Source organism: Streptomyces sp. E-08 (assembly GCF_049913095.1).
In the GTDB taxonomy this organism is placed as follows: Bacteria; Actinomycetota; Actinomycetes; order Streptomycetales; family Streptomycetaceae; genus Streptomyces.
Genome location: NZ_CP183971.1, coordinates 982,013 through 996,741 on the forward strand (window position 1 = coordinate 982,013; position 14,729 = coordinate 996,741).

Here is a 14,729-nt window from a genome sequence, read left to right on the forward strand (position 1 = left end):
TCAGGCGCGCTGCCAGACCGTGGTCGCGTTGCAGAACTCGCGGATGCCGTGCCCGGACAGCTCACGGCCGTACCCCGAGCGCTTGATCCCGCCGAAGGGCAGTGCCGGGTGCGAGGCCGTCATGCCGTTGACGAAGACGCCGCCAGCCTCCAGGTCGCGGACGAAGAACGCGACGTCGTCCGCGGAGCGCGTCCACACGTTGGAACTGAGGCCGAACGGGGAGTCGTTGGCGACGGCCACCGCCTCCTCGACGTCGCGGACCGGGTAGACCGTGGCGACCGGGCCGAAGGCCTCCTCCTGGTGGATCCGCATCTCCGGGGTGATGCCGGTGAGGACGGTGGGCCGGTAGTACCAGCCGTTCCGGAGCGCCGGCTCCTCGGGGCGGTGTCCGCCGCAGAGGGCGGTGGCGCCCCGCGCCACCGCGTCGTCGACGAGCGCCTCCAGATCGGCCCGGCCCTGCTCTGTGGCGAGGGGGCCCACGTCGGTCGACTCGTCGAGGGGGTCGCCGACGGTGAGGGCGTTCATGGCGGCGGTGAAGCGCTCCGAGAAGTCGTCGTACACGTCCTGGTGGACGATGAACCGCTTGGCGGCGATGCAGGACTGCCCGTTGTTCTGCACGCGCGCGGTGACGGCCGTCTTCACCGCCCCGACGATGTCGGCGGAGGGCATGACGATGAACGGGTCGCTGCCGCCGAGCTCCAGGACGGTCTTCTTCACCTCGTCACCCGCGACGGCGGCGACGGCCCGGCCCGCGGGTTCGCTCCCGGTGAGGGTGGCGGCCACCACCCGGGGGTCGCGCAGGACGCCCTCGACCTCGCGGGAGCCGATGAGGAGAGTCTGGAAGCAGCCGTCGGGATAGCCGGCGCGACGGAAGAGGTCGCCCAGGTAGAGCGCGGTCCTCGGCACGTTGGAGGCGTGCTTGAGGAGGCCGGTGTTGCCCGCCATGAGCGCGGGCGCGGCGAAGCGGATCACCTGCCAGAGCGGGAAGTTCCACGGCATGACGGCGAGGATGGGGCCGAGGGGCCGGTAGTGGACCCGGGCCGTGTCCGCGCCGGAGTCCTGGACGTCGCTGTCGGCCGGGTGCTCGTCGGCGAGCAGCTCCTCGGCGTTCTTGGCGTACCAGCGCATGGCCTTGGCGCACTTCGCCGCCTCCGCGCGCGAGGCGGCGATGGGCTTGCCCATCTCGGTGGTCATGGTGCGGGCGATGTCCTCGTTGTCCTCGTCGAGGAGGGCCGCGGCGGCGCGCAGAAGCCGGGAGCGTTCGGCGAAGGGGGTCGTGCGGTACTGACGGTAGGCCTCGTGCGCGGCGGCGATGCGCCGCTCGACCTCCTCGGGCCCGTGGGCGTCGTAGGTGCGCAGCGTCTCGCCGGTCGCCGGGTTCACGGTGGCGATGCCCATGACGTCTCTCCTCCTGCCATCGGCCCCCGTCTGCAACCTTCCGCTCCCTGGGCGTCGGCGCAACAGGGGCGGGGCGGTGGGGTGACCGCGGCGGCGGACTCAGGAGGGCCGGACCTGCTCGGTGAGCCAGGCCAGGGCGCCGGAGAGGTGGGCGCGGAACGCCGGGTCGAGGTAGGCCTCGGAGGCGTGCCCGAGGGCGGTGAAGAAGAAGCGCCCCCGGTCGATCTCCCGGCACCAGACGAGGGGGTGGTCGTCGCCGTGGATGCCGCCCCGGTAGGCGGACTCGTCGGCGCGGGCCAGGATCCGGGCGCCCCCGGCCCCGGGGTGGGACGTGAAGTTGTACCACTCGTCGGTCCAGGCCCAGCGCTCCGGGAGCGGGGCGGTCGCCGGGTGGCCCGGGGCGTCGACGAGGACGAGGCCGGGCTGGACCTCGGGGTGGCCGTCGAACCGGGTGCCGAGCAGCTCGCCGTAGAAGGGCCAGTCCGGTTCGGCGTTGGCGGCGGCGTGCACGGAGAGCAGCGAGCCGCCGCCCCGGAGGTACGCCTCGAAGGCGGTGCGGCCCTCGGGCGTCAGGACCTCGCCGGTCGTGGACAGGAGCACGACGGCGGCGCACCGGCGGAGCCGCTCGGGGGTGAAGACACCCGGATCCTCGGTGACCTCGACCGCCCGCCCGAGCCCCCGGGCGAGCTCGGCGAGAGCGGCGGCGCCGGCCGGGATCGAGTCGTGGCGGTATCCCGCCGTACGGGTGTAGATCAGGACCTCGTCGGCGGTGGGCACGCGGGGGCTCCGGGGGACGGTGCGGGACGGGGAGGGCGAGCGGTGGAGAAAGCTGGGAGAACACGGGGGAAAGCGCTTTCCCCACCGCCTTGACCGTATCGGCCGAAATAACCGCGCCGCAACCCCCCGCGCTCCGGCACACTGCCGCGATGACACCCCTCCACGATCACGCCCGGCGGGCCCTCACCCATGTGACCGACCGCTCCACCGGCACTCCGCTCGACCCGGCCCTGCGGGTCACCCTCAACTTCCACCCGACGTTCCTCCACCGGCTCGCGGACGAGGGGGTGTACCGCTCCCAGTTCGTCACCGGCACCGGCAACGGCGGCCTCACCGCCCGCCCCGGCGGAGACCGCTGGCGCTGGGAGAGCCGCATGTTCGGCGGAGCCTACGACGAGGCCCCGGCGGAGACGCGGCCGGTCTACGGCGCCCTCGACTTCCGCCGCCGCCCCTACGGAGCGGCCCCCCGCTTCGGCTCCGCCCATCTGCGGCTCGCGGCCGCCGCCCTGGACCGGGCGACCTTCTGCTACCCGGACAGCTTCCTGGAGCCCGACGACTTCGGCGTCGCGTCCCGGATGGGCCTGATCGCCCTCGCCGAGGCCGACGCGAAGGATCCGCTCGACGACTACGTCGAGGCACAGGTCCACGGCCCCGTCGTGATCGGGCGGGACGTGGAGGCGCTGGTCCTGGACCCGAGCCACCGGGGTACGGAGGTGGAGGAGGCCGCGCGGCGGTTGCCGTGTCCGGTGGAGTGGCACGGGGGATTCCGCGTCTCCGTCGACGAGCTGCGGCGGCACCCCGGATTCCGGGGCCCGGAGTACGTCGCGCTCGCGGCCCGGATCGCCGTCGGCGGCCGCCTCGACCCCCGGATCGTCCAGGAGGCGGCCTCGTCGGGGCGGTACGACCCGCAGGACGTGAAGAAGGTCTGGCACTACCTGGCCCGCTTCGGGGCGCCCGGCGCCTGATCCGTTGTCGTATCGGATACATCTCTGTATCTTTTGGCGCGCCGTGCGTCCTGCCCGCGCACACCGCACACCGCACACCGCACACCGCAATCCGAGGAGCCGTCATGAGCACCGTGCCGCCCGCACTCGCCGCCGCCGTCGGGCCGCTGCCCGAAGGCGCGATCGTGCCCCTGCCGCCCTCCTTCGACTCCGTCGAGGAGGAGCGCCGCCACCGCAAGGAGCAGCTCGCCGCCGGCTTCCGGATCTTCGGCAGGTTCGGCTTCTCGGAGGGCGTCGCCGGGCACATCACCGTCCGCGACCCCGGCGACCCGAACGCCTTCTGGGTCAACCCGTTCGGCATGAGCTTCACGCAGATCAAGGCCTCGGACCTGATCCTCGTGGACCACGAGGGCAACGTCCTCGAAGGCCGCCGGCCCGTCAACCGGGCCGCGTTCGTCATCCACTCGCGGGTCCACGCCGCCCGCCCCGACGCCGTCGCCGCCGCGCACTCGCACTCCCTGCACGGCAAGGCCTTCTCCAGCCTCGGCATCCCGCTCGACCCGATCACCCAGGACGCCTGCGCGTTCTTCGAGGACCACGGGATCTACGACGACTACCGGGGCGTGGTGAACGAGACCGAGGAGGGCGAGCGGGTCGCCAAGGCACTCGGCGACCACAAGGCCGTCATCCTCAAGAACCACGGGCTGCTGACCGTCGGCCACTCCGTCGCCGAGGCCGTGTGGTGGTTCGTCACCATGGAGCGCTCCTGCCAGGCGCAGCTCCTCGCGATGGCGGCGGGCACCCCGCAGCACATCGACCGCGAGACGGCCCTGCTCACCCGGGGGCAGATCGGCGGGCACCTGGCCGGCTGGTTCCAGGCGCGCCCGCTGTGGGATCAGATCACCGCGTCCGACCCGGACCTCTTCGACTGACCGAGGGATCCCCGGCCGGGGATCTCCCGCGTCGTCGCCTCCAGGAGCGGGGCGAGGAACTGTCTCTCCAGCGTCCCCGGCGGCAGCTCGGCCGGCTCCACGTAGCTCTGCGCGAGGCCGCCCTCGCGCAGGGCGATGAGGAGGCGGGCGAACCGGTCGGGCTCCACGGTCAGTTCGCGTCCGGCCCGGCGCAGGACGAGCGTGAGCCCGCGGGCGATCTCGGCCCGCAGCCGCTCGTCGTGGCGCGCGAGCACCCAGGCGGCCTGCCGGTCCCGGATGGCGTGCAGGGTGAACTCGGTGGTGACGAGGTACCACTCCCGCTCGTCCGGTTCGACGCGGGCGGCCAGCTCCGCGAGCCGGGTCAGGGTGTACTCCTCCGGGCTCAGCCCGTCGATGGCCTCGGCGAGACGCCGGACCGTCCGCTCGCTGTGCTCGTCGAAGAGGGCGAGGAAGAGCTCTTCCTTGCTCGCGAAGTTCGAGTAGTACGCGCCCCGCGTGTAGCCGGCGCGCTCGCAGATCTGCTCGATGGTCGTCGCGTGGAAGCCGTGCTCGGCGAAGGTCTCCAGGGCCGCCTTCAGGAGCGCCGCGCGGGTGCGGGGCCGGCGGCTGGTGACACCTTTCGGCACGGGTGGGTCCTCCTCGTTCGGGCCGCTCGCGCGGCGGACGCCCACCTTACCGGCGCCCTCTTCCCGGGCGGCGATCAGCACCGGCGGATAAAATTCACGCATGGCAGAGCGGCCCGTCGCGCCCGCGGCGCCCGGTCTGGTCCTCGAGATCGACGGGGACGCGACGCTCATCGACCCGCGCCGCGTCTATCGCATCGGGCGCGACCCCACCAGCGACATCGTGCTCGCGGACGCCCGGGCGTCCTGGCACCACGCGGTGCTGCGCGCCGTCGGCGGCCACTGGACGCTGGTCGACGAGGGCAGTACGAACGGCACGTTCGCCGACGGTCTGCGGGTCGCCCGGCCGCGGGAGGTCGGTCCCGGGACGGTCGTACGGTTCGGCCATCCGGCCGACGGACCGCGCGCGGTGCTCTCGACCCGCGACCTTCCCCCGGCGGGGAGCCCTCCGGCTCCCGGGGCGGGGGCGGCGGACGATGGGCCGAGGCCGGACGCGGGGGCTGTGGACGGTGGCCCCGGGCCGGACGCCCTGGCGGTGGACGGCGGCCCCAGGCCCAGTGCCGGCGCGCCTGCCGCCGCGCAGGCCCCCGGGCCGAAGGCCGGTGCGGAGCCCGCCCCCGCCCCTGCCCCCGCTCCCGCCGGACCACCGCCCGACGCGGAAGCGCCCCCCGCCGGACCGCCCCAGGACGCCGGGGTCGTACCCGCCTCCGTACACCTGCCGAAGGCCCCGCTGCCCGAGACGCCCTGGCCCGAACCCCCGACCCCCGAACCACCCGCACCCGCACCCGCACCACCGACCCCCGAACCCCCCGGGCCGGAGGCCCCCCGCCCCGACGCCCCCGACTCCGGAGCGCCCGGCTTCCCCCGCCCCGAGGTCCTCCGGCCGCCCTCCGTCGCGCATCCCGCCGCGACCGGCACCTTCCGGAAGCCGACGTCCGTGCGGCCGTTGCCGGCCCACACCATCCGGATCGGGCGCGCCCCCGACAACGACGTGGTCGTCGCCGACCTGGTCGTCTCGCGGCGGCACGCCGAGCTCCGGGCCCAGCCCGACGGCACTTACCGGATCCACGACCTCGGCAGTCACAACGGCACCTTCCTCAACGGCGCCCCCGTCGTGGACGCCCGGGTCACCGCCGAGGACATCGTCGGCATCGGCCGGTCCGCGTTCTGTCTGATCGGCGGGCAGCTCGTCGAGTTCACCGACACCGGCGAGGTCTCCCTCGACGTCCGCTCGCTCGCGGTGACCGTCGACCACGGGCGCAGGACCCTCATCGACGAGGTGTCGTTCCCGGTGGGCCAGAAGTGCCTGCTGGCGGTCGTCGGCCCGTCCGGCGCCGGGAAGTCGACGCTCCTGGGCGCGCTCACCGGTCAGCGCCCGGCCGACCGGGGCACGGTCCTGTACGACGGCCGTGACCTGTACAAGGACTATGCGGAGCTGCGCCAGCGCATCGGTCTCGTCCCGCAGGACGACATCCTGCACCTCCAGCTCACCGTCCGCCGGGCCCTCGGGTACGCCGCCGAACTCCGCTTCCCCGAGGACACTGTGGCGGCCGAGCGGCGGGCCCGGGTCGACGAGGTGATCCGAGAGCTGGGGCTCGTGGAGCGCGCCGAGCAGCCGATCCACAGCCTCTCCGGCGGCCAGCGCAAGCGGGTGAGCGTCGCCCTCGAACTGCTCACGAAGCCCTCGCTGCTCTTCCTGGACGAGCCGACCTCCGGTCTCGACCCGGGCATGGACCGGTCCGTGATGCACATGCTGCGCGGGCTCGCGGACGACGGGCGCACGGTCGTCGTGGTCACGCACAGCGTGCTCAGCCTCGACGTGTGCGACCGTCTCCTCGTGCTCGCGCCGGGCGGGCGGGTCGCCTACTACGGGCCGCCCGCCGACACCCTGGGCTTCTTCGGCTTCGAGCAGTGGCCGGAGGCCTTCGAGGCCTTCGAGAACGACCGGGGCCGCGACTGGGCGGGGCAGTACCGTTCCTCCCGCTTCCACCGCCGGTACATCGCGGACGCGACGGCCCGCCCCGACGTCCCCGTGCCCCCGGGCGGCCGGGCGGCCGTGGAGCCGGCGCCGCCGCCGAAGGCGCAGAGCTGGGGCTCCCAGCTGAGGACGCTCGTCCGCCGTTACGCGGCGGCGCTCTCCGCGGACCGGACCTTCCTCGCCATCATGATCGCCCTGCCGTTCGTGATGGGCGCGATGGCCAGGGCCCTGTCGGAGGGCAGCCTCAACCCCGAGTCGACGCTGAACGTCCTGCTCATCCTCTGTGTGGGCGGGGTCCTCACCGGCGCGGCGAACGCCGTGCGCGAACTGGTCAAGGAGCGCACGATCTACCGGCGCGAGAGAGCCGTCGGCCTGTCCCGCTCCGCGTACCTCGCCTCGAAGGTGGTGGTCCTCGGCCTGATCACGGTCGTGCAGGCGGTGGTCCTGACGCTGGTGGCCCTCATCGGTGTGCCGCTGAACGTGCCCGGCGGCAAGGGCGTCCTGATGCCCCCGCTCGTCGAGATCACCCTCGCGGTGGCGCTCCTCGCCTTCACGGCGATGATGCTCGGTCTGCTGGTCTCCGCGCTGGTCCGCAAGGAGGAGGTCACGATGCCGCTGCTCGTCCTCCTCGCGATCGTGCAGGTGGTGTTCTGCGGGGCGCTCCTGAAGGTGCGCGGCACGCCCGTCCTCGAACAGCTGGCCTGGCTGGTGCCCTCGCGGTGGGCGTTCGCGGCGATGGGCGCGACCATCGACATCGGGAAGACCGCGCCGAGCGAGAAGACCGCCGACCCGCTCATGCGGCACACGGCGGAGGCGTGGCTGTTCGACATGGGCATGATGGTGGTGCTGTGTCTCGTCCTCGCTCTGGCCGTGTCCCGGCTGCTGCGCCGCCACGAGCCGGTCGTCATGCGGAGGTAGACCCATGGACGCAGGTCGGAGGGGCCCCGTGGCGGAGGTGACGGCGTGAGCGTCCCCGTACCCGAGTACGTACCGGACTTCCGGCCCACGCATGTGGTGCCGCGCTCCGGACTCTCCGCCTGGGAGGCGCCCGATCCGGGGCTGCCGACGACACCCCTCGACGCCTTCCTGCCCGTGCGGCTGGAGGAGCGGACCGGCGACTGGGGCCGGGTGCTGTGCTCCAACGGCTGGACCGCGTGGGTCGACGCGCGCCTCCTGGTGTCCGTACCGGACGATCCTCCGGCGGCTGGCGGTCCCCTGACCAGGACGGCCGACCCCCGGCCGCTCATCGCGCGCGCGGAGGACGCGCTCGGCCGGTACCGGAGGGCGGCGGAGGAGCTGGGCGCGGGGCGTCTCGACGGCGAGGGCTTCCGGCTGCGGACCCGCGGCCTGCGGGTCGGGATGGTCGTGGACGGGGAGTCGGTGTGGCTGTACGACGCGGAGCACGAGCGCTGGGTGTACGGCGACGGCGTCGGCCTCCGTACGTACGCGACGTCGGCGGCGCCCTCGGCCGACCCCGTACCGGTGGCCGAGGAGCCCGCCGCGGCCTCGCCCGGCCACGAGCCGACGCAGGTGGTGCCACAGGTGGATCCGGCGGCCGGGCCGCCGCCGACGCGGGTCGTGGGGCCGACCGGTCCGGCGGGTGAGGAGCGATGACGGCGGGCGGGGACCCGGAGATCCCGGCGGGCCGGCCCTCCGGGCTGCTCGGCAAGGAGATCGCGGGCTACCGGGTGGAGGCCGAGATCGGGCGCGGCGGGATGGCGGTCGTGTACCGGGCGCTGGACCTGCGCCTGGACCGTACGGTCGCGCTGAAGCTGCTGGCGCCCGAGCTGGCCCGCAACGACACCTTCCGCAAGCGGTTCGCGCACGAGTCGCGGGTCGCCGCCTCGATCGACCACCCGCACATCGTGCCGGTCTTCGAGGCGGGCGAGACCGAGGGCGTGCTGTACATCGCGATGCGGTACGTGGCGGGGCAGGACCTGGCGGCCCTGCTCCGCCGCGAGGGGCCGCTGCCGCCGGTGAAGGCGGGCCGGATCGCGACGCAGGTGGCCTCGGCCCTGGACGCGGCGCACGCGCACGACCTGGTGCACCGGGACGTGAAGCCCGGCAACGTCCTGGTCGCCGAGGGCACCGACGGCGACCACCCGGAGCACGTCTACCTGACCGACTTCGGGCTGACGAAGAAGTCGCTGTCGCTGACGGGGTTCACGACGGTGGGCGAGTTCGTCGGGACGCTGGACTACGTGGCGCCCGAGCAGATCTCCGGCAAGCCGGTGGACGGCCGGTGCGACGTCTACGGCCTGGCGTGCGTGGTCTTCGAGACCCTGGTGGGGGTGCCGCCGTTCCGCCGCGAGTCCGACTGGGCGGTGCTGTGGGCGCAGCAGTACGATCCTCCGCCGCCGCTCTCCGAGGTGCGGCCGGGGCTGCCGGGGGCGGCGGACGCGGTGTTCGCCAGGGCGCTGGCGAAGACGCCCGAGGAGCGGTACGGGACGTGCCTGGAGTTCGTCTCCGCGCTGCGCGCCGCCCTGTCCGACACGGACCCGGGCGGCCCGGTGGTGGCGCGGGGACCGCGGGAGCCCGGTCCTCCGCCCGACCCGCCCGCGTGGGCGCGCCCGGTCTTCCGGGAGCTGGACGGGGTGCGGTCGTCACGAGAGCCGGGTGGGTGACGCTGTTCCGCCACGGCGCGGGGTGCGGTCGTCGCGAGAGCCGGGTGGGTGAGGCTGTTCCGCCACGGCGCGGGGTGCGGTCGTCACGAGAGCCGGGTGGGTGACGCTGTTCCGCCAAGGCGCGGCAGGCCGACGTCCCGCGGGGCTACCGGCCCTCTTCCTTGTCGCCGGTCCCGACCTCGCCCTTGCGGTGGACTCGGGAGGCGAGGAGGCCGCCGAGGAGGCCGAACGCCAGGCCCCAGAGGAGGGCGAGGCCGGTCGTCTTCCAGACGTCCGGGCGGAGCACCACCTCGCCGCCGAGGGAGGCGAGGTCGCCGATGCCGAGGACCGAGAGCCCGAAGCGGGCCTCGACGAGGGTGACCGGCGCGGCCACGAGCATCGTGAGCGCGAAGGCGATGCCCAGGTGCAGGGAGTGCTGCCAGAGCGACATCCGGGCCGGGGAGCGTACGGCCGCGAAGAAGGCGGCGGCGAGCACCAGGACGGCGGCGACGGGCAGCAGCCACCACGCGCGCGCGTCCTGGGCGGCGAGTGAGGACAGGTCGACGGTCGAGAGGTCGGGGCTGTCGCCGTTGCCGCGCAGGACGGCGTCCAGGATCTGCGGCATGGGCAGGCCGAAGGGCCCTTCCGCCTTGCCCTGCCACGAGCCGCCGATGCCGACGCCGAGGGCGAGCCAGGTGATGTTGGGGAGGCCCAGGAGGAGGACGGCGAGGGTCTGCGCGGCGTGGCCCTTGGTGGCCGCGACGACGATCCCGATGACGAGGCCGACGACGACGTACGCGAGGAGCAGCAGGAGCATCGCGAACGCGGCGGGCCGGACGGGTTCGTGGTAGCGGACGAGTCGGGGCGGCAGCGGGGTCCGCCGGGAGACGAGGAGGGCGACGGCGAGCACGCCGAGGATCCACAGGAGCCCGTAGAAGAGCGTGGGTCCGGTGTCGGTGCGGAAGCCGACGGTGGGGTTCGCGGCGTCCAGGAGGTCGCCGAAGAGGTCCATGAGGGCGTTGTCGGACGTGCCGCCGCCGAGGGTGAGGGGGAAGTCGTGGCGGGCGAGGGCCGAGAGTCCCGCGAGGGCCGCCAGCCAGAGCACGACGACGCTCGCCGCGCGGAGCAGGAGTTCACGGGTGGTGGTCACCGCGTGGTGGCGCAGGGGGCGCAGGAAGCAGAAGCCTGTGACCAGTGCGCCCACCAGGGTGACGGTGAGCGGCATGGCGGTCAGTTCGGCCTGGGTGCCGGCGAGGGCTCCCGCGTCGCCGGAGAGTTCGACCTTGCCGCCCGAGGCCATGACGACGACCGCGGCGAGGACGGCGGCGAAGCCGCCGGGCAGGTCGGCGGCGCCCGCGGCCCAGAGGCCGAGACCGGCGACGACGCCCATCGCGACGAGCCCGGCGACCACGGCGGCCAGGGCCTGGAGGACGACGCGGGCGTAGGACCCGGCCGGGTTCGCGGAGGACCGCGCGGAGGTGGGGAGCCGACTGCTCGTCACCCTGCCCACGCTAGTACCGGTGCCGGGGGTCCGCTTGCGGACGAAGGGCCTCCGCTTGCGGGTGGACACCGTTCGGCACACACAATGGGCGCGGAACGGAAGAAAGGGAAAAACGTGACTTCCCACCCGCCGTCCGGCCCTCCGTCGGTTCCCCCCACAGGTCCCCCCTCGGGCCCCCTCTCGGGTCCGAGCACACGCCCGGGAAGCGCCGGCCCCCCACCGCCGCCCGGACCGCCCCCCGGCCCGGGGGGTGGCGGGTCCGGCGGCTCCTCCGGCGGATCCGGCGGCGGTGACTCCGGCGGCGACTCCGGGAATGGCGGCCGCGGCCCGGCCGGCGGCGGTACGGGCGGCTCCGGCAAGGGCGGTGGCGGTCCCTGGTGGCGCTCCGTCCCGAAGGTCGCCTCGGTCACCGCCGTGCTCGTCGCGGCAGCGGCCCTGGCCGTCGTCCTCACCAACCGCTCCGGCGACACCGATCACGGCACCACGGGATCCGGCGGCGAGGTCTTCCTGCAGAACGCCTCCGCGGCGGGCCCCGACCCGTTCACCCCCTCGACGGCGCGCACCGACGGCGGTTCCGCCCCGCCGGCCTCGCTGCCGCCCCGTACCGCCACGTCCGTTCCCGAGGTGTCGGGGTCGACCCCGGGTCTCTACGGCGGCACGAAGTCGGTCTCCAGCTGCGACGTCGAGCAGCAGGTCCGCTACCTCTCCGGCGAACCCACGAAGAACGCGGCGTTCGCCTCCGTCATCGGGATCCCGCCCGCCGACGTGCCGGACTATCTCAGGTCCCTGACCCCGCTTCAGCTCCGGGTCGACACCCGGGTGACGAACCACGGCTTCCGCGACGGCGCGCCGACCACCTACCAGGCGGTGCTCCAGGCCGGCACGGCGGTCATGGTCGACGGCCACGGGGTGCCCCGGGTGCGCTGCGCCTGCGGCAATCCGCTGTCCGTCGCGGTGCCGCAGAAGGCCCCGCGCACGACGGGCACGCCGTGGCAGGGCTTCAGCTCCCAGCAGGTCGTCGTGGTGGCGCCCTCGGTGACGGTCGTGAACGTCTTCGTCGTGTACGACCCCCAGGACGACGTCTGGTTCGCGCGGCAGCACGGCGACACCGGCGGGCACGACCGGCCCGCCCCGCCGCCGCCCCGGCCGCCCACGGTCTCCCCGTCGACGTCCTCCTCGCCGTCCACGTCCAGCTCGTCCCCGTCTTCGCCGGTGCCGTGCGTGACGGTGACGGGCACGGAGACCCCGACGCCGAGCGGCGGGACCACCCCGTCGCCGTGCCCCTCGACGCTCTCCCCCTCGGCGTCGACGTCCTCGCCGGAGACGCCGTCCGACTCCTCCAGCCCACCGGACTCGTCCCCCGCCACGGACTCGTCGAGCCCGGACTCGGTCGCGCCGGAGAGCCCGGCGGACCTCACGAGCCAGTCGCCGCAGGCGGACGGCTCGGCGGCGGCCGTCTCCCCGATGGCGTCCGGCACCCGCTAGCCGCGTCGACCCGCGGCGTTGTCGACGCGGGTGAGGGGTGGGTGTCCGTCGCGTGCGGTGTGGCAGCGGTGGTGGTGGTTGTCGGTGTGGAGGAGGTGCCAGGGCTCCGGCTAGAGCGTGCGGCACCCGGGCCCGGTGGGTCCGGTGCCGCGTCCGCCCCGTACCTCCGTACCGGTCCGTCCTTCCGGTACGGAGGTACGGGCGTTCCGCCGCAGGACGCGGGCCTCGCCCGGGAGCAGCAGCGGGCCCGGCACGGCCAGGACCGGACCGGTCGCGCGGCGCAGCGCCGCGCGCAGCACCGGCCGGCGGCGCAGCCGGGCGAGCCGGCCCCGGCCCGGCGCCGAGCCGAGGACCAGCAGGTCCCCCGGGCGGTCCGCGACCGCGCACAGCGCGGACGCCGGGGCGCCCCGGATCACCCTGCCCTCGAAGGGGAGGCCCGCGGGGACGCCGCCGAGCCCGTCGAGGAGCGCGTCCTCCAGGCGTCGCCGGGCGTCCTCGCCCCACAGGCGCGCCCAGGCCCGGTCGGGCGCCCGGGCGAAGAGTCCTTCTCCCTCGGGGGGTTCCCAGACCAGTACAGCCAGGAGCGGCGCGCCCTCGCGGCGGGCCAGGGCGGCCGCGTGCCGCAGGGCGGCGAGCGAGGCGAGCGAGCCGGTCACGCCGACGACGATCCGGCCGCCGCCCCGCGGGGACGGGCCGGTCATGCCGGTTCGCAGGCGTGGGCGCGCGGCGCGGTCGTCGCGGCGCGGCGCTCCGCGGGGGTGCGGGCCGTCCTGGCGCGCAGGGTCCGGAGCCAGGCTCCGATCGGCAGCGGGCGGGCCGCCCGCTCCTCGGCGCGCAGCTGCCACATCCGCTCGTCGCGGTCGGTGAAGTGTCCGGACATCGGTCGTCTCCTCTCCCTGGGGACGTGGCCACCAGGCCACTGGAAAGGACTCTGTACTCTTATTGGCCCGGACAGCAGAGCCAATGAGGAGTGATTGGCATGGCAGTGGCACGTGTGGTCCACACCGCGGACCGGACCCTGACGGGCCGGCAGCTCGCGTCGCTCCTCACCCCTCCCCCGGAGGGCAGGTTCGGGTACCGGGAGCTCGCGCGGGCCGTGCGGGAGGCGTTGCTCGACGGACGGGTGGCGCTGCGCCTGCGGCTGCCGGCCGAACGGGAGCTCGCCGCGGTGCTCCTGGTGAGCCGGACCACCGTGACGGGGGCGTACGACCTGCTGCGGGAGAGCGGTTACGCGCACAGCCGGCGCGGCGCCGGCACGTGGACCGCACTGCCGGACGGGCAGGCGCCGACCGTTCTCGGTGCGTTCCAGGACGACGCCGGCGCGACCATCGACCTGGCCCTCGCCGCCCCGCAGGCACCGCAGGAGGAGCTGTCCGCCGCGCTGGCGGCGGCCGCCGCCGAGCTGCCGCGCTACGCGGGCTCGCAGGGCTACCACCCGTACGGACTGCCCCCGCTGCGCGCCGCGATCGCCGCGCGCTACACGGCGCGGGGCCTGCCGACGCTCCCGGAACAGATCCTCGTCACGACCGGCGCGCAGCAGGCCGTCTCGCTGGTGCTCACGCTGCTCGGGCGGGCCGGCGACCGGGTGCTCGCCGAGAACCCCTCGTACACCAACGCCCTCGACGCGATGCGCGGGCGCATGCTCCGCATCACGCCGGTTCCGGTGACGGAGGCCGGCTGGGACACCGGGCTCGTCGACGCGGCGCTGCGACAGACCGCCCCACGTCTGGCCTATCTGATCCCGGACTTCCACAATCCGACCGGGCGGCTGATGCCGGCGGAGCAGCGCCGGGAGCTCGCCCGGTCCGCGCGGGCCACCGGGACCTGGCTGGTGGTCGACGAGACGCTGACGGACATGGCCCTGGACGTGCCGGCGCCGGTGCCGTTCGCGGCGGCGGCCGGCGGGGGCGACGGCGAGCAGATCGTCTCCGTGGGCTCGCTGAGCAAGAGCTGCTGGGGCGGGCTGCGGGTCGGCTGGGTGCGGGCCGCGTCCCGCGTGGTGTCCGAGCTGGCCCGGGTCCGGATCACCGCCGACCTCTCCGGTTCCGTGCTCGACCAGCTGGTGGCCGTCGCCCTGATGGACCGTCTCGACGTGATCCTGCCGCGGCGCCTCGACGAGCTGCGGCTGCGGCGGTCCGCGCTGACCGACGCCCTCGCCCGCCACGTGCCCGAGTGGCGGTGGGCGGTGCCGCCGGGCGGGATGTGCCTCTGGATCGACCTGGGCCGTCCGGTCGCCTCCTCCCTTGCGGGCCGCGCGCTGCGGCACGGGGTACGGGTGGAGGGCGGGGCGCGGTTCGGGGTGGACCCGGGCACGCACGAGCACCGGCTGCGGATCCCGTTCACGCTCCCGGCCGACGTGTACGACGCGGCGGCGGAGCGGCTCGCGGCGGCTCTGGACGGCGCCCCGGGGCGCTTCGCCGACCCGGCCCTGCCGGACTGGGTGGCCTGACCCGGCACCGCGGGGGCCGTGCATCGCGGGGCCATATTC

Annotated in this window: 13 protein-coding genes; 7 read left to right on the forward strand and 6 right to left on the reverse strand. The window is 74.8% G+C overall.

All coding sequences use genetic code 11. The annotated features are described in order from the left end of the window. On the reverse strand, positions 1–1,398 hold the full coding sequence (locus ACN9MM_RS04600) for an NADP-dependent succinic semialdehyde dehydrogenase (RefSeq protein ID WP_426362414.1): 1,398 nt from the start codon (positions 1,396–1,398) through the stop codon (positions 1–3). 99 nt (positions 1,399–1,497) lie between these two features. After that, positions 1,498–2,175, reverse strand: coding sequence for a ThuA domain-containing protein (locus tag ACN9MM_RS04605; RefSeq protein WP_426362415.1), 678 nt, complete (start codon positions 2,173–2,175; stop codon positions 1,498–1,500). Positions 2,176–2,324: 149 nt separating this feature from the next. Here ACN9MM_RS04605 and ACN9MM_RS04610 point away from each other — a divergent pair, with 149 nt between their 5' ends. Together ACN9MM_RS04610 and ACN9MM_RS04615 are read left to right on the forward strand one after the other, a co-directional pair. After that, the gene (locus ACN9MM_RS04610) at positions 2,325–3,140 is read left to right on the forward strand and encodes a DUF3626 domain-containing protein (RefSeq protein WP_426362416.1); all 816 of its coding nucleotides are present in this window, start codon (positions 2,325–2,327) and stop codon (positions 3,138–3,140) included. Positions 3,141–3,244: 104 nt separating this feature from the next. Then, positions 3,245–4,051, forward strand: a complete 807-nt coding sequence (locus ACN9MM_RS04615) for a class II aldolase/adducin family protein (RefSeq protein ID WP_426362417.1) — start codon at positions 3,245–3,247, stop codon at positions 4,049–4,051. On the opposite strand, the gene ACN9MM_RS04620 is transcribed toward ACN9MM_RS04615, so the two are convergent. Further along, positions 4,015–4,677, reverse strand: a complete 663-nt coding sequence (locus ACN9MM_RS04620) for a TetR/AcrR family transcriptional regulator (RefSeq protein ID WP_426362418.1) — start codon at positions 4,675–4,677, stop codon at positions 4,015–4,017. The genes ACN9MM_RS04615 and ACN9MM_RS04620 overlap by 37 nt on opposite strands. A gap of 100 nt (positions 4,678–4,777) precedes the next feature. Here ACN9MM_RS04620 and ACN9MM_RS04625 point away from each other — a divergent pair, with 100 nt between their 5' ends. The 3 genes from ACN9MM_RS04625 to ACN9MM_RS04635 are packed head-to-tail and all read left to right on the forward strand — an operon-like array spanning position 4,778 to position 9,276. Further along, complete coding sequence (locus tag ACN9MM_RS04625) at positions 4,778–7,570, forward strand: FHA domain-containing protein (RefSeq protein ID WP_426362419.1); 2,793 nt, start codon at positions 4,778–4,780, stop codon at positions 7,568–7,570. Positions 7,571–7,615: 45 nt separating this feature from the next. Next, a complete protein-coding gene (locus ACN9MM_RS04630; RefSeq protein ID WP_426362420.1) occupies positions 7,616–8,266 on the forward strand; it encodes a hypothetical protein in 651 nt (216 codons plus the stop codon). Next, positions 8,263–9,276 (forward strand): serine/threonine-protein kinase, encoded by a 1,014-nt coding sequence (locus tag ACN9MM_RS04635; protein WP_426362421.1) that lies wholly within the window; start codon positions 8,263–8,265, stop codon positions 9,274–9,276. The genes ACN9MM_RS04630 and ACN9MM_RS04635 overlap by 4 nt, the downstream gene beginning before the upstream one ends. Before the next feature lie 145 nt (positions 9,277–9,421). Here ACN9MM_RS04635 and ACN9MM_RS04640 read toward each other — a convergent pair whose 3' ends face one another. Beyond that, on the reverse strand, positions 9,422–10,756 hold the full coding sequence (locus ACN9MM_RS04640) for a streptophobe family protein (RefSeq protein ID WP_426362422.1): 1,335 nt from the start codon (positions 10,754–10,756) through the stop codon (positions 9,422–9,424). A gap of 84 nt (positions 10,757–10,840) precedes the next feature. Here ACN9MM_RS04640 and ACN9MM_RS04645 point away from each other — a divergent pair, with 84 nt between their 5' ends. After that, positions 10,841–12,241, forward strand: a complete 1,401-nt coding sequence (locus ACN9MM_RS04645; RefSeq protein ID WP_426362423.1) for a DUF6777 domain-containing protein — start codon at positions 10,841–10,843, stop codon at positions 12,239–12,241. A gap of 110 nt (positions 12,242–12,351) precedes the next feature. Here ACN9MM_RS04645 and ACN9MM_RS04650 read toward each other — a convergent pair whose 3' ends face one another. Beyond that, entirely contained in the window at positions 12,352–12,942 is a 591-nt protein-coding gene (locus tag ACN9MM_RS04650; RefSeq protein ID WP_426362424.1) for a universal stress protein, read from the reverse strand. After that, on the reverse strand, positions 12,939–13,121 hold the full coding sequence (locus ACN9MM_RS04655) for a hypothetical protein (protein ID WP_426362425.1): 183 nt from the start codon (positions 13,119–13,121) through the stop codon (positions 12,939–12,941). Before ACN9MM_RS04655 ends, ACN9MM_RS04650 begins: the two co-directional genes overlap by 4 nt. Before the next feature lie 99 nt (positions 13,122–13,220). On the opposite strand from ACN9MM_RS04655, the gene ACN9MM_RS04660 reads away from it, so the two are divergent. After that, positions 13,221–14,690 (forward strand): PLP-dependent aminotransferase family protein, encoded by a 1,470-nt coding sequence (locus tag ACN9MM_RS04660; protein ID WP_426362426.1) that lies wholly within the window; start codon positions 13,221–13,223, stop codon positions 14,688–14,690. Positions 14,691–14,729: the final 39 nt, after the last annotated feature.